The following is a 24,073-nucleotide window of genomic DNA, read 5'->3' on the forward strand; positions in this document are numbered from 1 at the left end:
TTTAAAAAATAATTGCACGCATTTTGCATCACAATTTCCTGACTGTTCGCCCAAACCGGAGCAGGCGTTTATTCGCCCGAAATAAAATCTCCATCCGCTCATAAAGGATTAACCTATGGAATGGCTGGCGCCCAGCATTGTCGCCACATCAGTCGGCACTGCGCTGCTTTTTTTCGTTTTTTGCTACCTGTATCACCAGGATCGCAAAAACTATTTGGCAGTGTGGGCGTCAAGCTGGTTGGTGTATCTGCTGCGATACGCTGTCATGCTCTTCATTATTAACGGGTACAACAACGATTTTCTGTTATTATTGAATCAAACGGCCAGCCTGGTCAGCGGAATCCTGCTGTTATGGGGCGCATATCTATTTGTAAAAAGGCCTTTCCCCAAAGTTTTTGCATACCTGGGCGCCGCGGGCTTCTTATGGATTATTAGCAGCATCCTCCTGAAATTCTCTTTCCTGGTTATGTCTTTTCCGACATTCACCTTTTTGGCGGTAGTCTACATTTGGACGGGCATTTGCTTTATCAGGTCAGACGGCCTCAAAGGGCCGGAAATGGCCTTTACCGGCTGGCTCTTCATTATCTGGGGACTGCACAAGGCCGACTATCCGTTCCTGCGTCCGGTGGAATGGTTCGCCCCATACGGATATCTGATAGGCGCCACCCTGGAATTCGCCGTGGCTTTGGGCATATTGATGGTTTACTTCCGCAAAGCCAGAGTCGATTTGTTCGATAGTGAAAAGCAACGCCATGAAATGATCTCCAACATTTCCGACGTCATTGTGGTTATCGGTCCCACGGGAAAAATGCAATACGTCAGCCCGAACATGAAAAAATGGTTTGGTTGGAAGCCGGAAGAAGTCGTGGGGACCTATGGCTTGGAACGGGTCCACCCCGACGACAAACGGAAAATCCAAGAGGAATTCATCAAAGTGATTGAGGAGAATCTTAAAGTCAGGCCTCTCAAGTGCCGTTACCTGTGCAAGGACGGTCAATACAAACCCATTGAAGTTATTGCTACGGACATGACGCAAGACCCCTCCATCCAGGGGGTTCTCATGAATTTTCGGGATATTTCCGGCCGGGAGCAGTCCGAGGCTGCGCTCAAATGGGAACTGAGGCTGAACACCGCCAGGGCCGACATTTCCCGCGAGCTCATGTCCCAGGAATATGACATCAAAAAGGTCAGCGACATCGCCCTGAAATACGCCCTCAATCTTACCAACAGCCAACACGGCTTCGCCGCCTCCATCAACAAAAACACCCGGAATATGGAGGCCCACACGTTGACGGACATGTTCACGGGCCAATGCCGGGTGGAGAATAAATCAACCATTTTTCCCATTGGCAAGGATGGAAAATACCATTCCCTATGGGGAGTTCCCTTGAACACGAGAAAATCAATTTGCACCAATCAACCGCTCGAACATCCCGGGTCTGCAGGAGTGCCGGAAGGGCATATACCTATTGAGAACTTTATGGGAGTCCCGGTCCTTATGGGAGGGGACCTGGTGGGTTTGATCGCCTTGGCCAATTCGGAAAACGGATACACGGAAAAAGACATGAAAGCCATCGAAAGGCTTGCCGAGATTTACGCCCTGGCTCTGCACAGGCAATTGTACGAAATGGAAAAAGACGCCATGGAAAGGCAACTTCAACAAATCCAAAAGCTGGAGGCCATCGGCGCCCTGGCAGGGGGGATAGCGCATGACTTCAATAACCTGTTGTTCCCCATTGTAGGCATGTCGGAACTCCTCTTGGAAGATCTTGACCCGGAAAGCCCGGAGCATGAGTACGCCCAGGAAATTTTTTCCGCGGGCAGGCGGGGCAGCGATCTGGTGAAACAAATCCTGGCTTTCAGTAGACAGGCGGAGCAGGAAAAAAGCCCTATCCGGCTCCAGGACATCGTGGGAGAAGCCCTCAAGCTCAGCCGGGCGAGCATACCGGTCAATGTGGAAATCCAGCAGGACATCCGGAAGGATTGCGGCTGGATTTTGGCCGATCCCACCCAAATGCATCAAATCATCATGAACCTGGTCACCAACGCCTTTCACGCGGTTGAGGACATAAGCGGAACGATTTCAGTAAGCCTCAAGGAAACGGAACTGGCTTTGGACGACCTGTGGAGCAAAGCCCTGGCCCCGGGAAAATACGTCGTCCTTTCCGTTTGCGATAACGGCGTGGGCATAGATCCCAGCATCATGCAAAAAATATTTGAACCCTATTTCACCACCAAAAAACAGGGCAAGGGAACCGGCCTGGGCATGGCCCTGGTCCATGGAATCGTGAAAGACCACAAAGGGGACATACGCCTATACAGCGAACCGGGCAAAGGAACCACGGTAAACGTGTACCTTCCCCTCATCATCGACGCCTCCGAAACCCAAAAAAACAGCATCCCGGACAGGCCCCTGGAAGGTACGGAGCACATCCTTCTGGTGGACGACGAAGCGTCCATCATCCATTTGGAGCGCCAGGTGCTGCAGCGCATAGGATACAAGGTGACCGCCTTTAACAAAAGCCCCCAGGCCCTGGAAGCCTTTCAAGCGGCCCCCCAGGACTTCGACCTGGTCATGACGGACATGACCATGCCCAACATGACCGGAGAGCAAATCATCAAAGCCGTGCTGGCGATTCGGCCGGACATTCCCGTGATTCTCTGCACCGGATTCAGCGAAAAAATCAATCAGGAAACGGCCCGGATCCTGGGAGTCAAAGGCTTTCTCATGAAGCCCATTGTCAAATCGGAGCTGGCCCAGACCATCCGCGCGGTCCTGGACGAGGCTAAAGCCCGTCAACCCTCTTAAAAACGAAATTACAGTGCGCATGCCCCCTGGGCGGCGCCCCGGAATGGCCTTTGCGGCCAATGCAGAAATGCATCGATGCAAATAGGCATCAAATATCTCCCTGCGCCGTGTTTCCAAAACATTCCCGCTTTGGGTTCTGATTTTCGATGCAAAAAAGCATCAAGCCGGCTTTGTTTGAAAGAAGGCCCCCGCCCCCATTATCTCCTCCGCAACAAAAAATTAGTTTTTTGTTAACGGTTATTTTTCCATATTATTTTTAATTAGTTATAATTAAATAAAAGGATCCGTCTCCCGGATTTTCCCTATGACAGCCCCGTGTTTTTCCACGCTGGCGCCGCCCTTGCTATATAGAGGACCAGGCGGACGAGAGGGCATCTTGTCAAAATAATTCTTTACATATATACAATGTGTTACAATAATATTGTAGAGTCACGCTATACGCACACATTGTTTATTAATCTTTAGCTTTGGAGGACACCCCCATGGCCATGATGACTGGCGAGCAATACGAAGCAAGTTTGCGCAAACTCAATCTGCAGGTGTACCAGTTTGGTAAAAAGGTCGAGAACGTGGTGGACGATCCCATCATCCGGCCGTCCATGAATGCAGTCAAGCTGACCTATGAGCTGGCCCATCAACCTGAGTACGAAGACCTGATGACGGCCACGTCTCACATCTCCGGAAAAAAAATCAACCGCTTCACCCATATTCATCAAAGCACGGACGACTTGGTCAAGAAGACCAAAATGGGCCGCCTGCTGGGCTCCCTCACAGGGTGCTGTTTCCAGCGGTGCGTGGGTATGGACGCCATGAACGCTCTTTCCATTGTCACCTACGACATCGATCAAAAGCTGGGAACCGAGTATAATAAACGCTTTTTGAAATATCTGGCCTATGTGCAGGAAAACGATTTGACCTGCGACGGCGCCATGACCGATCCCAAGGGAGACCGCTCCCTGCCCCCGCACAAGCAGCCCGACCCTGACATGTTCCTCCACGTGGTGGAAGAAAAGGAAGACGGCATTGTGGTGCGCGGCGCCAAGGCGCATCAGACCGGCGCGGTGAACTCCCACGAAATCATTGTCATGCCCACCATCTCCATGCGCGAAGGCGACGCGGATTACGCGGTTTCCTTTGCCCTTCCCGCGGATGCGGAAGGCATTACCTACATCATGGGCCGCCAATCCTGCGACACCAGAAAGCTGGAGGCGGGAACCATCGACCGCGGCAACCAGCTTTTCGGCGGCCACGAAGCCCTGGTGGTGTTCGACAATGTATTCGTGCCCTGGGAACGGGTGTTCATGTATAAGGAGTTTGAATTCGCCGGACAGTTGGTGGAAAACTTCGCCTCCTATCACCGTCAAAGCTATGCCTGCAAGGCGGGCGTGGGCGACGTGCTGATCGGCGCCGCCCAGACCATCGCCGAATACAACGGCGCGGCCAAGGCCTCCCATGTCAAAGACAAAATCATTGAAATGAACCACCTGAACGAGACCCTGTTCTGCGGCTCCGTGGCCTGCGCCTGCGAGGGCGGCAAGCAGCCCAGCGGCACCTATCTGGTCAGCACTCTTCTGGCCAATGTGTGCAAGCAGAACGTCACGCGTTTTCCTTACGAAATATCCCGACTGGCGCAGGACATCGCAGGCGGCCTTATGGTGACCCTGCCTTCGGAGGACGATTTCAAATCCCCGGAGGTGGGCGAATGGCTGACCAAATACTACAAGACCTGTGAAGGGATCAGCACGGAAAACAGAAACCGCATACTGCGCCTGATCGAAAACATCACCCTGGGCACGGCGGCCGTGGGCTACCTTACCGAGTCCATGCACGGCGCCGGATCCCCCCAGGCCCAACGCATCATGATTTCCAGGCAGGTCAACATGGCCCAAAAGCAAAAGGTGGCCAAGCAACTTTGCGGCATTAAAGAAGAGGACTAACACTTGGTTTTTGTGGGGCTCAAATACTGCGGGGGGTGCACACCCCGCTACGACCGGGTGGAATTCGTGAACCGCCTTAAAGAAAAAATCGCCAAGCATGTTCGGCTCGTATCCTACGACGATCCCCGAGCCGAACATGTCCTGGTGGTGGTGGGCTGCGAGTCGGCCTGTGCGGAAACCGAGCCTTTTAAGGATAAGACAGTGCACTTGGCTTCTCAAGAAGAAGACCTGGAGCGCATGGCGGAAACACTTATAATGCTGGATAATGGGAATAACACATGAACTGGCAAGAGCTATACAATCAAAAATGCGTTTCAGCCTCGGAAGCGGTCGCGCAGATTCAATCAGGCGACCGGGTGGTGGTGGGCCATGCCTGCGGCTCCCCCGAGACCCTGCTTGCGGCCATGGTGGCCGGCAAGGAGCAGTACACGGGCGTTGAACTGGTTCACATGGTCTCCATGGGGCCTTCGGAATATTGCTCGGAGGAAAACGCCGTGCATTTTTTCCATAACTCCCTGTTCGCCGGCGCAACCAGCCGGACCGCGGTCAATCAGGGACGGGGCATCTTCACCCCCTGCCACTTCAGCCAAATACCCCGGCTGTTCACCGACAACATTCTTCCCGTGGACGTAACCCTTTGCATGATCAGCCCGCCGGACGAGCACGGATATTGCTCCTTCGGCATTTCCGTGGACTACACCAAGCCTGCGGCCGAAAGCTCCAGGCTGGTCATTGCGGAAGTTACGCCCCACATGCCCAGAACCCTGGGCGACTCCTTCATCCATGTTTCCGACATCGACTTTATCGTGGAAACCAACGCCAAACCGCTCACGCTCCCCCTGCCGAAAATCACTCCTACGGACGAAGCGATCGGCGGCCATATAGCCGAGTTGATCAAGGACGGCGACTGCCTGCAACTGGGCATCGGCGCAGTGCCGGATTCCATCCTGGGCTTTTTAAAGGATAAAAAGGACCTGGGCGTCCACACCGAAATGTTTTCCGACGGCGTGGTGGATCTGGTGGAGTCGGGCGTAATCACCTGTGCGAAAAAAAACCTGCATAACGGCAAAATGGCGGCCACCTTTTTCATGGGCACGGAAAGGCTCTACAAGTTCGTGCACAACAATCCCATGGTCATGATGTTTCCCGTGGACTACACCAACAGCCCGGCCGTGATCGCCCAGAACGACAACATGGTCAGCGTCAACTCCGCCCTGCAGGTGGATTTCAACGGCCAGGTGGTTTCCGACACCATCGGGCACAAGCAGTACTCCGGAACAGGCGGCCAAGTGGATTTCGTGCGCGGAGCAGCCATGAGCAAGGGAGGACGCAGCATTCTGGCCTTCCACTCCACGGCGGCCAAGGGAAAAATTTCCCGTGTGGTCCCCAGGATCGATCCCGGCGCCTGCGTCACCACGGCCCGCACCGACGTGCATTACATCGTCACGGAATTCGGCGTGGCCGACCTGCGCGGCAAGTCCGTATCCGAACGCGCCAAAGCGCTGATCAACATCGCGCATCCCGATTTTCGGGAGGACTTGCGCTCTGAGTTTGAAAACATCTACCTGAAGGAGAATCCGCTGTTGCGGCCCTTGCCTGAAGAGCATCGTAAAAGGTACTGGCCCCACGAGGCCCGGCAGGACTTTCTGAAACAATACGCCCAAGCATCATAAGCCAAAACGGATAAGCGTTTAACCTGATCGGTCGAAAAAGTCGGCCGTCATCGCCAGCGGTGCGCCTTTTTTCCAAAAAAGACTGTCAAGTCAGGCGCTTATTCGTCCGAATATACCACATAGAACATGGAGGAGAGTTGAAATGAGCATGAAACGTGAACATGGAGGCATACAGCCCGGCATCCCTTTGGGACCGCTGACATTGCGCCTTCCCTTTATCCATTACCGGTTTGAATTCCCCGATTATTTGCAGGGCCTGCTTATGTGCACGGTGTGCATGGCCATCATTCCGGTTCTGACCGGCAAGCTGGGCATGTCTTTTGAAATCGCCTTGGCCATCGTCATTTTTAACGGCACCCTGTACCTGGCCCACGTGACCTTTGGAGACCCCGTGGTTCCTGGGTGGGTGACGCCGGCCATTCCCCTATTGATCGCCTATGTGGAGACATTCGCCCCCGGCGTGGAACGAATGCAGGCCCTCATAGCCTTTCAGCTGACCTTCGGGCTTTTCTGCATCCTTATCGGCGCGACAGGCCTGGCCAGAAAGGTGGTCAAGCTGATTCCCAACGCGGTCCAGTCGGGCATTCTCTTGGGCGCGGGATTTTCGGCCATCATGCTGGTGTTCAAACCGGGCGAAGGCCTCAAGAGCTTTGACAGCTTCCCCTGGACGGTCACCATCTGCATCGGCATCGCCTTTTACCTCTTATTCTCCGAACACTTCAAACGGATTCGCAACAAAAACAAAGCTCTTTATTACCTGGCAAACCTGGGCATGATGCCCGCCCTGGCCCTGGCCATCTTTGTCGGCCCCCTTTTGGGCGAGCTTTCCTGGCCCACCTACAGCAGCGACATTTTCACCAGGCCCGATTTTGCAGGCCTTTTCCGCGACTTCACCATGCTCGGCTCCATTCCCGTGCCGCCGCTCTCCATGTTCCTGACTGGCCTGCCCATGGTGATTTCGGCCTACATCGTGATATTCGGAGACGTCATCCAGACCCAGGCTTTGCTTGAAGACGCCCAGAAATACCGCCCGGATGAAGAAATCGATTACGACCCCAATCGCTCCCACATCATCTTCGGCGCCCGCAACACCATCATGAGCGTCATCGGCCCCGACATCTCCATGTGCGGCCCCCTGTGGGCGGCCATGCAGGTGGTTATCTGCGAAAGGTACAAGCACGGCCCCGAAGCCATGGATTCCATCACCGGCGGCGCAGCATCCTTCCGCATGGGCACCTGGACCGGCTACTTCCTGGCCCCCATCGCCTCCTCGGTAAAGCCCATCCTGGGCGTGGGCCTGGCTTCGACCATGCTCATCCAGGGATACGTGAGCGTGCGCGTGGGCGTGCTTAAGGCCCGGTCTTTCAACGACCTGGGCATCGCCGGCGTGTCCGGCGCCATCCTGGCCACCCGCGGCGCAGCCTGGGGCCTGGGCGCCGCCATCCTGCTTTGCCTGCTGATCTACCTGGGCAGCGAAAAGAAATACGCCTACATGCAGGAAGAACCGGTCTTCCCGGGCAATCCTCCGGCCAAAAGGCTGGCTGAGGTGAAAAGCTCCGAGGAAAAACTGGCCGCATAGGAAAAATAATGGTGCGGCCCGCCGGCCGCACCATTGAATATAACGATCTCCTTTAGGCTAACTAAAACGATTTCCGGCCGCCATGCCGTCGCATTTTGCAATCCCCCAAGATACTCGTTAAAATGCGATAAAAAGGAAGTCGTCAAAGCCTGCACCCCAGCCCTTCCCGCCGCCCCCCCAGGCGGGAAGGGCGCCATTTCCAAAAAAGGAAAACAGACCATGGCCCAAGTCATCGGATATCCAACCAGACAAAGCATTAAAAAAGACCTTTCCGGCCTGCTGATCATGCTGGGCATGGCCGTCCTGACCGCCGCGCTCATGTTCGACCCCGGCGCCAACTTGAAATCCGAGGTCTTCTCCAGCCTGGCCGTGGGCGCGGGAATCGCCCTGGTCCTGGTCTTTGTCTATTCCCGGATCAATCCCATGGGGTTCCAAAGAATCGTCTCCCCCAAAACCTTTGAACGCAATCTCTTCCAGGATCAGGCTGCGGCCGACGCCTTGAACGGCCTGGACGACGACGCCTATGTTTTTCACGGGTTCATCCTGGAACTGTTTCGGGTGGAGCATCTGGTGATTTCCGGGCAAGGAATTTTCGTCATATCCAAGGTGAGAAAAAACGGGGAAATCGCGGAGAAAAACGGCGTCTTGTATTGCGGGGAGGATACTCTGGAAACCCTGACCGGCAACACCTGGCGCATTTGCCACTTGATTTCCATTGTGCTGAAAAAGTATTTTAGACTGGAGCTTATGCCCAGGCCGGTGATTTTGGTTCCCGAAGGAAGCGGCGGAAGCATCAAGGAAAGCGGCGGAATCGCCATATTGACCAACGGGGAACTGGGCGAATTCATCCAGGACAAGCCGGATTGCCTGGATCAGGAAACCGCAGCCTCCTTCGCCGCGTTTGTGAGAAAACGCTATGCAGCCCACAAATAGGCCCAAATTCGCCCAACTGCCCGGAGCGGTCAAGGCGGCCATGGGGTTTTTCTTAGCCGCCTGGGGCGCCTTTTTCGGCGTTCAGGCCGTGCTCTTCGGGACCGTCTCCATTATTCATATTACCTTTGCCGGACTTTTCGGCATGCTGATCTTATCATACCGGAACATCGGCCGCCTTTTATGCGCAGTGTACCATCTGATCATGGCCGCCGTGCTTGGAGAGCAGGCCTTTTCAGGCGATCCAAACGCCCTATTCTCAGGCGCCAACGCCCTGCTCTTTTTCCTCTCCGCAGCCATTCTTTTACACCCCCAAACCGCCAGACTTTTTAAAAACAAAAACACCAAAAACGCAAAGACTGACAAAAACGCAAAAGAGTAACTGCAGCAATCAACTGTTGAATAGTCTTTTTGCCTCCGGCGAAGAGCAAAAAACAGGCGAGGGCCGCGCCCTGTTCTCCGTATCGGTCCGGGAGGCCCACAGGAGCCTCCCGGACAGGTGTATTAGCGTAAGGCGCCGATAAAACAATCCAATCCGTCATCGTTCTTGATGTCGGGATTGGGAGTGTCTTCTGCGGATTCCACTGATTTTTTCAGGGACACCGTTTCCTCATTCTCCACATCATCCCCGGCCACGCCGGCGGAGGATTCGTAAGCGAGACTGGCTTTGAACACATAGTCTCCGGTGGCCAGGGCCAAGGGTTGATAGGTCACAGCCGTAAAATTCGATCCAACGGCGGTCGCCAGGCTTGCGATGGACCACGTAAGGGTGATTTCGCCCTTACGGGCGCCGATTACGGCGTCGCCGATGCTGTCAGGATCGGGGATCACGTTGCCCGGGATAGTTTCCACCAGACTCAGGTTGGCCAGATCCATGGACCCGGTGTTACGGAGGATGAGCGTCATGAGTCCGCTGTTTTCATCATAGATGCGCCCGACCTCCGCGCTGGCCAGGGAGGCGATTTTCCCGGCGATTTTGGTGAAGGTGACCGTAATATCCTGGTGAACCGTAGCTGTGGACGTGGTGGGATCATATTGCACGGGGTGAATTCTTATGCCAACCGTCTGTTGGCCGTTGACCTCGTTAAGCAGTTCATACTCCACGACATTTGCCGGCCAGTCGCCCGTGTATGCAAAGGGATTGCCGGTAAACGGATTAATTCCGCTGGAAAAAGAGGCGTTGACCATGTTGGGCATATCAATGCCGGCCACCTGAACATCGCCTGCAATCACGACTTGTACATTCTGGTCCACGGTCACTCCTTGCGGCAGGGTGACCTGCTTCACGATAATGGGCACGGGAGGGTACCCTTCCTCGTACTTGAGGGAGTCGGTATTGTTTGTGATGTACTCCCTGGTTCCATCGTCGGTCTCCACCTCCATCCTCTCCCAGGTGGACCAGTCAACCGTCACCGTGATGGAGTCGCTGGTTTCCTGGACGGATGTCGCTTTTCTATCGAAGATTGCCTTTCGGGCGCCCAAATTGGGCTCCACGGAGGGAACGCCGTAATGATGGGTCGCCAGGGCCAGCAAGGAGCTGTTGGCCGTGCCGTCCAGCAGCAGCCGCCTGCGCGTGTCGTGCAGGGCCAGCCCTGCGTTGTCGGAGCGCAGATTGTCATCGGGGTTCAGCAGTTTTTCAAAAAGCACCGTGGAAAGCGTTTCACTCCCGTTGATGGGCATGAACACCGTTCCTCCGAAAAAGGCGCTGCCCCCCTCTGCCAGGACCTGCGGCCCCATGGTGTGATCCGTGGCGTCATCAGCGTACGTGGAGCCGTGATGACAGGCTACGGAGACCCAAATGGGATTATTGGCCCCAAAGTCGATGTCATCGGTTTCCGCCAGCACGTCATAGAAACGGCCGTTTCCGTCCCAGTCGTTTTCCTGGTAAAGCGTCTGCATGGCTGAGCCGGGGTCCCTGTGATTGCTTCCATGGGCCACCGTGTAAATAAAGGAGTATCCGTCATCCAAACCGTTCTGGTAGTCGGTATGAATATCCCCGTTCCTTTCATAAAGCAATTCGCTTGCATTCGCGGCAGCGTCCGGAGCGTTCAAGTCCTGGTCATTCCACAGCTCGGCGGCGGCGTTGGTGTAAGGCGCCGGATTCCAGCGGGCCGCAAAGGCATGAATCACGCCGGCCAAAGCATGGGTTTGTTCGGGCTGGGGATCCATGGCCGTATCAATGGCTTCCGTGATCACCTCGGGAGCGCCGGGCAGGCGCGAGACCGCCAAGTCCGGGGAATTGTCGTTGTTGACTTTCCCGTAGACCACGTCCGACCACATATAATTCCGGGCGGCTCTTCCTGTAGCGGCTACCACGGCTCCATTAATATACTGATAGGGGCCTGTGCCGCCTTCCCAATTCGCTATGGGGCATGTGATGCGCTGGTAGGGAATGACGTTATCGCCGCCCACCAGAAGGATGGATTCCGCCTCCCGGGCCAGGGCGTAGGCGCCGATGACCTCATCCAAAAAGGCGGGATACTTCAAGGTCGTGTCCGGTCCGTTGGTGTCCCAGTCGTACCGCCCCTTCACCGAACATTCGGAAACGCCCGCGGCGTAAATGTCGCTGAAGGCGCTCTTGTCGTTGTTATTCTGCGCTTCCCACTGCCCCCGCAGCGGTCCCACGTCCAGGAACGTGGCGTCTTCCACAGTGGCGTAATCCGTCAATTTCGTCATCACAGTGTTGATTTTCGCATCGCCGTAGATGTCCCTCATACGTTCTTCATCCACAACGATAAGAACGTCGCCGGTCGGCTCCTCCGCACGGATCATAACTTCCGGGAGGTCATCCTCGCCTAAATCAGGATGGAAAACGCCGTTTCCGGTGAATGCGTCCTCGTAGTAAAGGGTGTCGCCTTCCGCAATCGCCGTGTAGGTCAGGCCCGCTCCCACATCAGGGATTTGCAGGCCCAGAGTAATCTCCAACTGCTGCATGGGCGCCAGGCTCAGGCTGTTGAACAGGGCGCTGGTGTTGCCTTCCGAGGAGGAGAATATATACTCCTCCGTCTCAGCGTTGGAGTTGCTGGAGAGGACCGCCCATCCGGTAAAGGAGTCCGCCGATCCCGCGGTCTTGCGTACAGCCTTGGCCAGGTTTCCGTCTCCCATCCAGGAGGAAAGCCAATTATGGGCGTCGGCGGTGGTGGTTCCCTTGGTGAGCAGGGTCCAAAGCTCCACGTTTCTGGCGCTGAACTCCACCTGCTGACCCAGGGCGGCGGTGAGGGTGTCAATCACATCCTGGTCGTTGCCCCAATAGAACGCCTGAGCGCCCGTATTGGAAGCCAAACGCTGCATGTTGGGCAGAATATAGGTCGTCCCCTGGGAACTGCTGTACCAATCGCCGTACATGGGGTATGCAATGACCTGGTTGTTGTTGCAGGCCGTAATGGCCGCCGTTACGGAATTGGTGTCGTAGGAGTCCCAGTTGTCGCCCTGGTAGGCGCCTTCGTCGGAAACCGGCAAAATGACCCGGATGGCGTCCGGTCTCCAGGGGTAATTGTCAGCCAGATATTCCGTGCCGGGCCCCCAGCTTTCGCTGTGTCCGGTTTCGTGCTGGGTGAGAAGAAGCACGTCGGTAATGACGCCGTCCACCGAATACTCAGTGTATGAGGAACCGTAATAACTGGAAAGAGCATAGATGTCGTAATTCACGTCAGCAAGATCGGAAAGATCGCTGATAATGTCGCCCATGATGCTGAGCAGGCTGCCCCATTCTCCGCCCATGCTGCCGGAGGTGTCGCATACGAATACGATATCCAGTTCCGTGGCCAGATCCTCGCCCACGACGAAATGTCCGGCGGAACGCAGGGACTTGGCGTTTTTAGGCGGGGCAATGGTGTATTTTACCAGAACGTCCTTGGGATCCGCCTTGACGTTCTGACTGGCGGACAGCTTGCCCACCTCGGCCGGGTCCAGGTCCCCATTGGAGTTGGCGTCTTCGCCGATGGCCCTGTCCAGGGTCAGGCTGGGAAGAGCGTTTTCCATGGCGCCGATCACCTTGGCGCCAATGATGGTTTCCAGAACCGCCGCCACAAACCCGGTGCTTTGGGCTAACCGGACGCAAAATCTATAGTCTCCGTTGGCTTCCGCACCGTCTTCGGGAAGATCGTATTCCAAGGGATAGAGGGAGGCCAGGGAGTAAGTGCTGCCCTTTGCAATGTACACTCCGGACTGCTGATGCAGCATTTCCACCAACTCCCATTCCTTGGCGTCGGAATCGTATTTATAGAGTATAACCTGCAAAACACCCGACAAATCCACATTGCCGTCGTTTTCAATGGAGGCCGTCTGCTTGAGCGTCACCGTGTCGCCGGCCTCGTATTGGGCGTCCTCACTCTCGCAGTTCACAAAATTGGCGCTTTGGCTCCGCCCGATCTGGAACTGGGCGCTGCCGATTGTTCCTCCGTCCCCTTCCAGTTCAAAGCGGTATTCCCCCATGTCTTCACTGGCGGTATCCCACGTGAAGTTGAGGGATTCCGTGCTTGCGGCGGTTACATTAATAGTGGCGCTTCCTAATTGAGCCACTTCCGAGTACCGACCCACGGCGTTGCGTTTAGACACCCGCACCTTGTAGGTCAGGTTTTGATCGACCGCACTCACATTTTGCAGGCCCACTCTCACATCGATTTCCTGGTTGGAATACACCACAGGATCCTTGGAAAGAGGGTACCCAAGGGGCCAGTTCCCCAATTCCCAGACTACGCCGGCCATGAAGTTGGCGCTGAGAGACTGCAGCGCGTCGAACGCGGAAGCCTTTCTCGCCCCAGAGCCTGCCTCGGCCTCGGGATATTCTATCTGATTTTCACCCGCGGGGAGGGGCGTCTGCACGGACAACAAGGAGCATTCCAGAGTTTGACTCACGCCGTCGGAAAGGTTTATGACAACGGCCTCCAAGACTCCGTATACGTTCTCTTCCGGCGGAGCTTCCAGTCTTATAGCCCTGAACAAGGATTCTCCCGGCTCAATGGAAAGATATTGGGACGGATTCAGAACCCGCCAACCCGCAGCCGAACCTTCGGTTATCCGAGCTTCAATTTTACACGCGGTTTTTTCCGCCGCATACAGGTTGACATTAACCCCAATGCTTCCCAAAACAGGGGCGTCCGCCGTTTCGGGTAAAGAGGCGCTGATGGAGGCGCCAATAGCGGCCCCGGAGCCTGAAAAAATGAGAAGTCCAAGCATTAGCAGCAAGAAAGGCCCAATTGACTTCATAGAGTCATTTTTCATACTTTATTCCCTCCCTCACTTTTTGCGGCAATATCGCCGGCCCAAGAGGTGACTTATTAATTGTTACAAATAACGCAAAGCCGTCTACCGGCGGACAGCCGATAACAGCCCCTCGAATTTGCTAGGTTTCTTGTTGGGATGAGTAATAGCTTAAACCCCATAAAATGGACTGTCAAGGTGATTCTCATCCACAGATGATTCTCATTCACCCGCTCTTCAATCTTTTACCAATCCTAAAAAGGCGGGCTGAACCTGCTCAAGCAGGACTATGTCCTCCTCGTTGATTTAGCGCAGAATACCTTCAATGCTGTTATTTTTATTGTAATAGAAAAAACGATTCGCCATTTTTATCAAATAGCCTCACTATGAGGGTTATGGCGTCGCGCTATTACCAGGCGGCCCAAAGATAACTTTACGGAAAGGCTCTCCATTGCCCGAAAACGCACCAATCCATGAAATTAAGCCGCCAGATGACAACATGGGCCAACCTCCTGTCCCGGAATCCCATGGATGGTTCACCATCGTTTTGACGGCCTCGGACACGATGAACATCGGCAATGCAGTCCACATTTCCGGGTTGATTTTCGGCGTCATGGCTGTTTACGCCTTTGTGCTGAAAAAATACCGTGCTCTGATGACAATGTCGCCCTAAAGGACTTGGACTATATACTTAAACTAAACCCTGACAACTTTTGGGCTTTGGAATTAAAAGGCCTTATTTTGTACGATGCGGGGGCGATTGAGGAATCGATAGTTTTGATGCAAAAGGCGGTGAATAACAATTCGTCAACAACTCGTACGTACAACGATCTTGCCTGGGCTTATGCAACTTACCCCGGCGACGACGTCCGGGACGGCGCCAAGGCCGTTGAATACGCTGAAAAAGCAGTGAACCTGGATCGGCACGCCATCTATCTGGACACCCTTGCGGCTGCCTATGCGGAAGCGGGAAACTTTGAAAAGGCCGTGGCCGCACAGGAAGAGGCAATAGCGATATCTACGGACATACCTAAAGAGGAAAAACTCGGTCTATACCAGCGTCTGGATAACTATAAACAAAACCAGCCTTTGCGGGAGTATTGACGGCTGTTTTCCCTAAGCCGTATTACCGGGCGCTGGTTTGAAAGCAACTTGGCATTAAGCCGGTTCCGTGGTAACTTTGCCCAAGTGTTTGTTTGACGCCGAAATTCCTGGGGAACCGGAGAGAGCCTATTTATGCGCATCCTATTTAAATCCGCTACGGCGAGTTTTCTTCTGCTATGCTTTTTAGTTTCGTCCGGCAGCGCGGCCGGTCCCATGACCGCCGATCTTCGGCTTGAAAAAGCCGTCGCCGCCGGGGACTTTTTGTGCACCGCCCTCAAAGACGACGGCCGGTTTCTTTATGAATATGCGCCCCTGGATTGCAAGGAGCAGCCTGGATATAATTGGAACGAACATTGGGGCGCCGTGCTTTCCCTGCTCAGGCTTTACGAAGCCTCCCACGACGCAAAATATCTGAAGGCCGCGCAAAAGGCGGCCAAGGCTTCCCTGGCCCGGTTGACTTCCGTGAAGATCGACGGGCGGGAGTTCCGCGTCTTGGCCGGCCCTTACAAAGACAATCCCCAGACTCTGCGGGTAGACAGCGGGGAGTGCGCCATGGGGCTCATGGCACTTATCCAACTGAATCAAGCGGCAAACACCGACGCCCATAATCAGGATATCGAGAGTCTTCGCCAATATCTGCAAAGCCTGCAAACCAGCGACGGGTCCGTGCAAAGCCTCTGCCTGATTAACGGGGATGAAACCCGTTTCTCCAAAAAGCGCATCATGAACGACCAGGGCCAGGCGCTGGCCGCCCTGGCCATGGCGCAGGAGGCGTTCCCGGACAAAGACGCTCCTCAAATAATCAACCGGCTTATCAACTTTCTGGCGCTGGAATGGGTGATGGACGCTTATGAAGGACATCAAAGCGGATTCGACCACTGGAGCCTGCTGGGCGTAGGCCGGGCCTACAAATACGCGGACGACAAAATCCTGGCTCAGGCCCATGACGAAATGCTGCAAGCCCTTCAAGCAGAACAAGCGGAGATTCTCTCCCGGCTGGAAGGCAAGCCCCTGTTTGACGAACGAAGGGCTCTTGGCGTGCGCCAGGACAGGATCAAAATCAAGCTCCATTTGGCGGAAAAGAAGGGGCCGCAGACCCGAAAAAGCCTGATCCCCTTGATTTTTTCCTACGGAAACGAGGAGATGAAAGGGCAGATCCTGGAGCCGGGGAGTAACGAGCACGGGGCCTTCCGAAACGCCCAGGGAGTTTCCGCGGGAACGGCCGTGCGCCTGGAAGGCTTGCAGGCCATTTACGACCTGTTCGTGAGTACGCCGGACACGCCTTACCGGGGCTGGATTCGCCGGTGGGAGCCCCGCCTGAACCTTGTGCGGGTTTATTTGATTCAATGCCAGTACACCAAAAAGGATGCGGCGCAATTCGGGTGTCCGGTTTCCCTGGCAGGCGCCTTTCGCAAGGCCATCAACGGATCCCGCGGCACGCCCGTGCGCCTGGATTATTGCTGGCACGGCGTCTTCGCCCTCCTGGGTTGGAGCGGATCCAGCCTGGACGAGCAGGAAAATCGGTAAAATGGTTGAAATATGCTGCAATCAAGGAAAGGCCCCCAAAACCTAATTGCGGCGAGCGCCAACGTTCTCCGTCATCCCCGTGGAGGGATGCGGCGGGATGATTGCGGCAGTTATGCAATCATCATGACGCAATCCCGGAAACGGGGATCCAGCGTCTTTCTGATTTGAAGCACAACCGGAAAGGTAATAAAATGATAGGCCTCGAATCCATCATCCCGTTTTTTATTGCGTCCCTGCTTCTGGCCCTGGCGCCGGGCCCTGACAATATTTTCGTGCTGACCCAATCCGCCGTAAACGGTAAAAAGGCGGGCGTCGCCGTCACCTTCGGCCTGTGCACGGGGGTGATCTTCCACACCACGGCGGTGGCATTAGGAATTGCCGTGTTCATCCAAAACTCGGCCGTGGCCTTCTCAGCCCTAAAATTCCTTGGAGCGGGCTACCTCGTTTATCTGGCCTGGCAGGCCTATAGAACCTCGTCGTCGGTCGATCTGACCGCCGATCCGCTCCAACTCAGCCTGCGGAAGTTGTACTTCCGGGGCATCTTCATGAACGTCACCAATCCCAAGGTGTCCCTGTTTTTCCTGGCCTTCCTGCCCCAATTCGCCGACCCCGCCAGAGGGCCGGTGGGCGTTCAGATATTCATCCTGGGAAGCCTGTTCATCCTGGCGGCCATCCCGGTTTTCGGAAGCATCGCGCTGCTGTCGGGAAGCATCGGGGAAATCCTCACCAAATCGCCCCGTGTGAACAAAATCCTGAACCGGGTCGCCGGAACCGTGTTTTTGGCCTTGGCCGTCAAATTGGCCGTCACCGAAAGGTAAAAAGCAGCATATCGTCAATATGGGGGTACACATTTGAATTCAACAAAACGGGCTGCCCTTTTCCTCACCACCTGCTTTGCACTCTTTCCGTCCATGGCCTACGCCAATATAATTTGGCCGGGGTTAATTGTCACCAATTGCTATTGGAGTTGGCTACCCATCATTTCATTAGGTTTCATATTTGAAGCAGCCATTCTTCGATGGAGGCTGGTTCCAAGCGCGAAAAAGGCCTTACTAATTTCTCTGGCAGCCAACGCATTCTCCTCGACGATAGGCATATTCGCCTTATTCTTGGGAACGTTTAGTTTAGCTACCGTTGAGTATAAAATCACCGGCCGCGAGACTGTCTTTGGCGGTTACGGAGGAACAATCGGAGTCATGTTTGCGGGAACCACTTTTTTTGAGGTTCTGGTCACACGCGTTATCTGGAAGTATCCTTTAAAAAGAACATTTCCCGCTTTTGCCTTGGGAAATCTCCTCTCATACGGGGTGGTTGTTATTGATCTGTTCTTTTTAGGAGGCCCGAGGCAATATTATTAAATTTGAAGCATCTGCTCAAATCTACTTTTGGCGTTTAATCTTGCGCGACTTTGGTTTTCATGAATTGGCACCGGCGTCATTTTTGTTGGGTTTGAAGTCCAAGTGCATCATCGGCGCATTGAATGTTCAAAGCCGGACTTCGTAACCCAACCTATTGTCTTTATAGAAAAATCGTAGGTTGGATTGAGCTTGCGAAACCCAACAAAGCCCCCCTATATCATTCTTAAATATAACGGTCCAAAATCCGCCTTTAATCAATTGATTAATCAACAAACCCGGGACAGGCGACGCCCATCCCGGGTTTTTGTTTTTAGGGAAAAATTGGTTTAGGGCAAACCTTCAATCACCGGAGCAACCGGCTCGCTGTCGCTCCAGGCGCCCATGTCAAAGGCCATGTCGATGAGGCCGTCCAGGGCCTGGTCCAGGCCCGCGTAAAAGTAGCGGTAATCCAAAGAATCCTCTTCGCAATCCCCGCCGAACATGTCCATGAGCAGGGAGGGCATCCACCCGTCGTCCTGGGCGCAGGCCATGTGGTCCGCGATGATTTCAGGGTTTCCATTGTCATCGGAAAAAGCCGTGTATAGACGAATGCTTGCGGCGTTGGGCAGGGCGTCGACCACGCTTTCCATCTGGCTTGCCGTGGCCAGGGCGTCGTCATTGCCCCAAAGGATGGTCACGGGGCATTGGGTCGCCGGACCGAGGGCTTCGTAATCCAGATTGGTAATCAGGCCTTCCATCATGCTGCTGACAAACGACGGCATGGCTTCCGTGTTATCCAGGCAGGGGCTGGCCAAAACCACCCGTTGCACTGCAGGGCCGTCAAACCCGGCCCAACACAAGGCCATAAGGCCTCCTACGGAGTGTCCGTACAAGACCATGTCGTCTGTTTCCGCAATGCCGCCCAACTGGGTCAGAGCCAGATTGGTCGCATCAATGGCCCGGGTCAGAAAATCGTTCTGGTCGGCGTTCAACATCATGTCCTGGATAACGCCGCTGATCCCGCCTTTGTTGAACTGGGGGAAGATGACGATATAGCCCTGGCTGCACAAATGCTCGATGTGGCCCATGTAGATGTCCGGGGCCACCATCAGGAAGCCGTGGAGGAAAATCACCACGGGGGCGCTGTCTCCGTTTTTAAGGACCTCGGGCACATACCACCACACCCGTTCTCCGTCGCCGGAATCCCCCATTTCATATTCAGTATAAGAATCCGTAATGTAAAACTGGGTCGATCCGTAGCCCGTTTCCGGCGGGTCCGGCGGGCTGGGAGCCATGGCCCAAAGACAGACGGGCGAGGCCAGGAGCAGTATTAACGTCGCGACAAGGACTTTTTTCATGGTGCGCCTCCTTAAGGGTTAGGGGTGAAATTTAATTGACTATCAGGTCAATTAATCATTGACCTTACAGTCAATAGTATAATTTTATCGCAGCCTTATTAGCCGCGATTTTATAATTATTACATAATTAAAACAATTTAATAAACTGAAATGGATGAGACAGACGTCCAAGGCATTATACACCAAGAAAGATAATGAATAATAAATGATTAGTTATTGTAACTATACAGTCAATCCCCTCTTGTCAACAAAAAATTTCAACGACCGACCAAAACCTGTTTTGGGGAAAATCCTAAAAGGGATTGAGTTTGAGAAACCCAAACAAAGTGTGCCTAAACCATGCAGTCGAGGATACGAAGCATTAACGCGTAATCGTTTTCGACGCGCTTCCCTATGGAATGAATACAAAACCTGATTTCAACAAAAGAAATCATTGAAAACTTTATGGTTTCAGGATGTTACAATATGCATTCCCACGCGTACAGCCCTTATCGCAAAAAAACTACTGCGCGACAAGGGCTGACAGCATGGGAACGAGCCGTTGGGTTGAGCTTGCGAAACCCCACAAAAAGCCTCAGACGCCTTGGTTTGGCATTACCCCCGCGCATCTTTCCTTGACTCCCCGCGCACCCTGTGGCATAGATTTTGGTGAGTTATGTCAGGTGAAAGCCATCCCGACTCGTAAAGGCGGGATGGCTTTTTTTACGGCCGCTCCGCAAAACCTTAATAACCATTTAAGATTATGGAGTTTTGTAAGGCTATGCGGCTGGTGATGATTGACAATTACGACTCGTTCACCTTCAACCTGGTGCAGCTTTTTTACGAATTCGACGTCCAGGTGGAGGTCTACCGCCATGACGAAACCAGCCTGTCCCATATAGAACAGCGCAATCCCGACGCCATTTGCATATCGCCGGGCCCCAAAACGCCTTCCCATGCGGGCGTGAGCAAGGATGTGGTGCGCCATTTCGGGGCCCGGGTTCCCATCCTGGGCGTGTGCCTGGGCATGCAGGTGATCAACGAGGTATACGGAGGCCGCACGCCCAAAGCGCCGGTATGCGTGCACGGCAAGTGCTCCATGGTCAGCCACAAGGGCATAGGCGTGTTCCAGGGCCTGCCCTCCCCGTTTCGGGCCGCCCGGTATCACTCCCTGTGCGTGGACGTCCTCTCCCCTGAACTGGAGGTCACCGCCATTTCGGACGACGGCGTTATCATGGGAGTTCGGCATCGGGTCCATCCTATCCACGGCGTGCAGTTTCATCTGGAATCTTTCATGACCGAATACGGGCTGGAAATGGCCGCCAATTTTCTGGAGCAGGCCTGCCGGGGAGTAAAAATCCCGCCGCCGGGGTTAGAGCGCTATCCCCGCGCACAGGGGGAAGTCCATGTCTTCGCCTGATTTTCCAAGCCGCACTGTCGCTGTCAAAGCCGTAAAAACATCCCCCGGCTCCGACGCCGGCTTTCTGGATCTGGCCCGTGAGATCGGCAAGACCAGTTACAGCGCCGTGCTCATGAGCGGAGGCGACCTGGATTGCTCCCGCTATTCCCTGGCTTTTTCCGAGCCGGTGTGCTGCTTGAAATCCTTCGGCGCCAAAATCATCCTGGAAACCGCACAGGATAAAATATCCTGGGAAGGGGATCCCCTGGCCGAACTGGACCGCCTGATTCAATCATTCGCCCCGGATTTTGACTTGGGCGCCCTCCCCTTCGCCGGAGGCCTGGCCGGCTATGCAGCCTATGAGCTGAAAAACGTGATTGAAAAGCTGCCCCAGACCGCCGAGGACGACTTGGGCCTGCCCGACCTTTTCTTTTTTCTTCCTTCTAAAATAATGATCCACGACCGTCATGAAAGCGCCCTGACCTTTTTGGAACTGGAAACCGGGCTGCCGCCCATGGCGCCGGACCCGTCCCACGATTTTTGCGGCGGCGATCATTTAAAAACCGGCGTTCCGGTCAGCAATTTCAATCCCAAAGACTACATGCGGGCCGTGGAAAAGGTCATCGCCTACATCCAAGAAGGCGACATCTATCAGGCCAACCTGTCGCAACGGTTTCAGTTTTCCTTGGAAGGCAATCCCTTCGCCTTGTGGGAGCGGCTGTTCGCCAGAAACCCGGCCCCCTTTTATGCGTTCATCCACGCCGGAGACCATCAGGTCGTGTGCACCTCCATGGAGCGCTTTCTCTACCGCAAAGGGTCGTACATCGAAACCCGCCCCATCAAAGGCACCCGCCCCCGGGGAAAGACGCCGGAGGAAGACCGGCGCATGAAGGAGGAACTGGCCTCCAGCGTTAAGGAGCATTCCGAGCTGTCCATGATCGTGGACCTGTTGCGCAACGATATTTCCAGGATATGCGTGGGAAAAAGCGTAAAAGTGACAGAGCATCGCCGGCTGGAAGCCTACGAAAACGTGCATCATGCGGTTTCCATCGTGGCCGGGGAGTTGAGGCCGGACATAACGCCGGGGGAAATCCTACGGGGAACCTTTCCCGGCGGGTCCATAACCGGATGCCCCAAAATTCGATCCATGGAGATCATCGACGAACTTGAACCCCACGTCCGGCACGTGTATACTGGGTCCATCGGCTATCTGGGCTGGCACGAAAACATGGACTTGAACATCGCCATCCGCACGGCTGTCCGCAAAAAGGACAAGGCCTATTTTTCCGTGGGCGGCGGCATTGTTTTCGATTCCCAACCGGCCGACGAGTTTGACGAAACCCTCCACAAGGGCCGCACCCTTTTGGAAACCCTGAAATCCCTATAAAACCGGAACCCCCATGAGCGACAAACAGGAAACCGCGTGCGCTCCCAAGGAACGCATCATCTGGCTTAACGGAGCATTTCTCCCTGAATCCCAAGCCCGCATATCCCCCCTGGATCGGGGGCTTTTGTTCGGCGACGGATTGTTTGAAACCATACGCGCCCAAAACGGCGAGCCCATGTTTCTGGAGGATCACCTGGAGCGCATAAAGGCGTCGGCCCGGCGCTTCAACCTGCCTTGGAACGGCGGTCTGGATTGGGACGGCATCCTCATAGGGCTCATCCGAAAAAACAACCTGCAGGACGGCCTTGCCCGGCTGAAAATCGTGCTCACCCGGGGATGCGCCCCCGGCCTGGGCCTGCCCCACGCCTCCAATCCCACCTGCATGGCCCTGGCGGAAAACTATCTGGCCCCGGCCAGCGGCGCCTACGCCCAAGGCTGGGACCTTTACATCCCGGAGCAAAGCATCTCCCCGCCTCTTTCCGGGCATAAGACGCTGAACTATCTGTATTACATGGCCATGAAGCAAGAGGCCATCGACAACGGCTGCCACGAGGCCCTAATCCTGGATAAAGACGGCATGGTCGCCGAAACCTGCACGGCCAACCTTCTGGCTTATGACATTAACGGGTGGTACACCCCGGCCACCCATTGGCGTCTGCCCGGTACGGCCTTCAAACAGGTGGAACGGCTTTTAAAACGGCAGGGGCATATCATCCGCAGGCAGCCCGTCATGGTCAGGCAATTGGCCAACGCCCAATGGGTTTGGGCGCTCAACAGCCTCATGGGGATCATGCCCGTGCATTCCATAGGCGGCCAGCCCCTGGCCTCCCTGAACAACGACTCCGCCGCCGCCCTTCGCGCCCAACTTTTTATGGGGTGATATATCCCTACAGCATATCCATTTGATTTTTCTGAAACCAAACTTGGCCGCGTCATTTGGTTGATTTGTTCACACCAGAGCCAAAGACGGCGTCCGCTGACGCCCTGTGAACGTTTGATTAAGGGTTGCCGGACCACAAAGAAATGTTGTATTAAAAAATATTCCATATAAATAGGCCCTTATTTGCCCGGGAGACGGAATCATGCTTAAACATCTACGAATAAAAAACTTCAAGCTATGGAAAGATACAGGGGACATCCAAATGGCCCCCATCACATTGCTTTTCGGCGCGAACAGTTCCGGCAAATCCAGCATTAGCCAGTTGCTGATGATGTTAAAGCAAACCGTGGAATCGCCTGACAGAAAAGCCGTCTTGTTCCCAGGGGACGCCAACTCGGCCGTGCAGCTTGGCTCTTATAAAGAGATGGTACATGGGCGCAATCCTCGAAATGATATTGAGTTTGCATATACTTGGGATCTTCCGGAAGTACTTAACATCCAAGATCCGATTTCGGATGAAGCCTTTTTTGTTGACGTTCTGGGTTTTAACGCGAAAATCGGATTAAAAAACTCTACGCAGCAAACCATCTTCCTTGAATCTTTTAACTATGCTCTGTCATTTAATGAACGGGCGGTTTCATCTGTCGGTTTGCTAAAAAAAACGGGAGAAGATGTTGAGTATAACTTTTTTGGTAGGCCTTCAGGGGGTAGTTAGCCCGGGTTACTGATCCATGCAAGGTCTGTGGGTTGGTTTTTCAGGAAGTCGGAGATAATTTGGACGAGTCTGGGATACACAGGAAGGCCGTGCATTCTTAAGGTATGTTTGAGGCTGAGGATGCGTTCCACCCAGCGGTCGCCTTTTTCGCTTTGGGTTCCCAGGCTCCGTTTGCGCCAGATCACCCCGTAACGCAAGGCCCTTTCCGCCCGGTTGTTGGTAGGGTCAACGCCCGGCTCGGACAGGCAAAGCCAAAG

General features: G+C 54.5%; 18 protein-coding genes and 1 pseudogene. 16 read left to right on the top strand and 3 right to left on the bottom strand.

Features of this window, described 5'->3' with window-relative positions; genetic code table 11:
- Nucleotides 1-115 precede the first annotated feature (115 nt).
- The 7 genes from G491_RS34620 (at nucleotide 116) to G491_RS0125100 (ending at nucleotide 9,310) form a co-directional block, all read left to right on the top strand.
- Nucleotides 116-2,809 carry an ATP-binding protein gene (locus G491_RS34620; protein WP_051327518.1) on the top strand — a complete coding sequence of 898 codons (2,694 nt, stop codon included), beginning with the start codon at nucleotides 116-118 and terminating at the stop codon, nucleotides 2,807-2,809.
- Between the two features lie 482 nt (nucleotides 2,810-3,291).
- Entirely contained in the window at nucleotides 3,292-4,746 is a 1,455-nt protein-coding gene (locus G491_RS0125075; RefSeq protein ID WP_028316491.1) for a 4-hydroxyphenylacetate 3-hydroxylase family protein, read from the top strand.
- Nucleotides 4,747-4,749: 3 nt separating this feature from the next.
- Entirely contained in the window at nucleotides 4,750-5,028 is a 279-nt protein-coding gene (locus tag G491_RS32460) for a hypothetical protein (protein WP_012610355.1), read from the top strand.
- Nucleotides 5,025-6,419 carry an acetyl-CoA hydrolase/transferase family protein gene (locus tag G491_RS0125085; RefSeq protein WP_028316492.1) on the top strand — a complete coding sequence of 465 codons (1,395 nt, stop codon included), beginning with the start codon at nucleotides 5,025-5,027 and terminating at the stop codon, nucleotides 6,417-6,419. Before G491_RS32460 ends, G491_RS0125085 begins: the two co-directional genes overlap by 4 nt.
- Before the next feature lie 142 nt (nucleotides 6,420-6,561).
- Nucleotides 6,562-7,998: a permease family protein gene (locus tag G491_RS32465; protein WP_035220132.1), complete on the top strand. Its 1,437-nt coding sequence runs from the start codon at nucleotides 6,562-6,564 to the stop codon at nucleotides 7,996-7,998.
- A gap of 219 nt (nucleotides 7,999-8,217) precedes the next feature.
- Nucleotides 8,218-8,931: a hypothetical protein gene (locus G491_RS0125095; RefSeq protein WP_157468569.1), complete on the top strand. Its 714-nt coding sequence runs from the start codon at nucleotides 8,218-8,220 to the stop codon at nucleotides 8,929-8,931.
- Nucleotides 8,915-9,310 (top strand): hypothetical protein, encoded by a 396-nt coding sequence (locus tag G491_RS0125100; RefSeq protein WP_028316494.1) that lies wholly within the window; start codon nucleotides 8,915-8,917, stop codon nucleotides 9,308-9,310. The genes G491_RS0125095 and G491_RS0125100 overlap by 17 nt, the downstream gene beginning before the upstream one ends.
- 122 nt (nucleotides 9,311-9,432) lie before the next feature.
- On the opposite strand, the gene G491_RS0125105 is transcribed toward G491_RS0125100, so the two are convergent.
- Nucleotides 9,433-14,151 carry a VWA domain-containing protein gene (locus G491_RS0125105; protein ID WP_028316495.1) on the bottom strand — a complete coding sequence of 1,573 codons (4,719 nt, stop codon included), beginning with the start codon at nucleotides 14,149-14,151 and terminating at the stop codon, nucleotides 9,433-9,435.
- 478 nt (nucleotides 14,152-14,629) lie between these two features.
- On the opposite strand from G491_RS0125105, the gene G491_RS36000 reads away from it, so the two are divergent.
- From G491_RS36000 to G491_RS0125130, 5 genes are all read left to right on the top strand, one after another.
- Nucleotides 14,630-14,803, top strand: coding sequence for a hypothetical protein (locus G491_RS36000; protein WP_169829521.1), 174 nt, complete (start codon nucleotides 14,630-14,632; stop codon nucleotides 14,801-14,803).
- A gap of 107 nt (nucleotides 14,804-14,910) precedes the next feature.
- Nucleotides 14,911-15,234, top strand: coding sequence for a tetratricopeptide repeat protein (locus G491_RS36005; RefSeq protein ID WP_051327519.1), 324 nt, complete (start codon nucleotides 14,911-14,913; stop codon nucleotides 15,232-15,234).
- A gap of 132 nt (nucleotides 15,235-15,366) precedes the next feature.
- The gene (locus G491_RS0125120) at nucleotides 15,367-16,761 is read left to right on the top strand and encodes a hypothetical protein (RefSeq protein ID WP_028316498.1); all 1,395 of its coding nucleotides are present in this window, start codon (nucleotides 15,367-15,369) and stop codon (nucleotides 16,759-16,761) included.
- A 191-nt stretch (nucleotides 16,762-16,952) separates the two neighbouring features.
- Nucleotides 16,953-17,579 carry a LysE family translocator gene (locus G491_RS0125125; RefSeq protein WP_028316499.1) on the top strand — a complete coding sequence of 209 codons (627 nt, stop codon included), beginning with the start codon at nucleotides 16,953-16,955 and terminating at the stop codon, nucleotides 17,577-17,579.
- Between the two features lie 33 nt (nucleotides 17,580-17,612).
- On the top strand, nucleotides 17,613-18,119 hold the full coding sequence (locus G491_RS0125130) for a hypothetical protein (RefSeq protein WP_028316500.1): 507 nt from the start codon (nucleotides 17,613-17,615) through the stop codon (nucleotides 18,117-18,119).
- A 326-nt stretch (nucleotides 18,120-18,445) separates the two neighbouring features.
- Here the strand turns inward: G491_RS0125130 and G491_RS0125135 are convergent, their stop codons facing one another.
- The gene (locus tag G491_RS0125135) at nucleotides 18,446-19,456 is read right to left on the bottom strand and encodes an alpha/beta hydrolase (RefSeq protein ID WP_028316501.1); all 1,011 of its coding nucleotides are present in this window, start codon (nucleotides 19,454-19,456) and stop codon (nucleotides 18,446-18,448) included.
- A 760-nt stretch (nucleotides 19,457-20,216) separates the two neighbouring features.
- Between G491_RS0125135 and G491_RS0125140 the strand changes: the two genes are divergently transcribed.
- The 4 genes from G491_RS0125140 to G491_RS0125155 all read left to right on the top strand — a co-directional run bounded on the left by G491_RS0125140 (nucleotide 20,217) and on the right by G491_RS0125155 (nucleotide 23,816).
- Nucleotides 20,217-20,855, top strand: coding sequence for an anthranilate synthase component II (locus tag G491_RS0125140; protein ID WP_028316502.1), 639 nt, complete (start codon nucleotides 20,217-20,219; stop codon nucleotides 20,853-20,855).
- Nucleotides 20,842-22,221: an aminodeoxychorismate synthase component I gene (pabB, locus tag G491_RS0125145; protein WP_028316503.1), complete on the top strand. Its 1,380-nt coding sequence runs from the start codon at nucleotides 20,842-20,844 to the stop codon at nucleotides 22,219-22,221. Before G491_RS0125140 ends, pabB begins: the two co-directional genes overlap by 14 nt.
- A gap of 13 nt (nucleotides 22,222-22,234) precedes the next feature.
- Nucleotides 22,235-23,101 carry an aminotransferase class IV gene (locus tag G491_RS0125150; RefSeq protein WP_028316504.1) on the top strand — a complete coding sequence of 289 codons (867 nt, stop codon included), beginning with the start codon at nucleotides 22,235-22,237 and terminating at the stop codon, nucleotides 23,099-23,101.
- A 202-nt stretch (nucleotides 23,102-23,303) separates the two neighbouring features.
- On the top strand, nucleotides 23,304-23,816 hold the full coding sequence (locus G491_RS0125155) for an AAA family ATPase (protein ID WP_028316505.1): 513 nt from the start codon (nucleotides 23,304-23,306) through the stop codon (nucleotides 23,814-23,816).
- 115 nt (nucleotides 23,817-23,931) lie between these two features.
- Here the strand turns inward: G491_RS0125155 and G491_RS36795 are convergent.
- Nucleotides 23,932-24,073, bottom strand: a pseudogene (locus tag G491_RS36795) (IS66 family transposase); the annotation flags it as partial.

It is taken from the genome of Desulfatibacillum aliphaticivorans DSM 15576 (assembly GCF_000429905.1).
GTDB classification, from domain to species: Bacteria; Desulfobacterota; Desulfobacteria; order Desulfobacterales; family Desulfatibacillaceae; genus Desulfatibacillum; species Desulfatibacillum aliphaticivorans.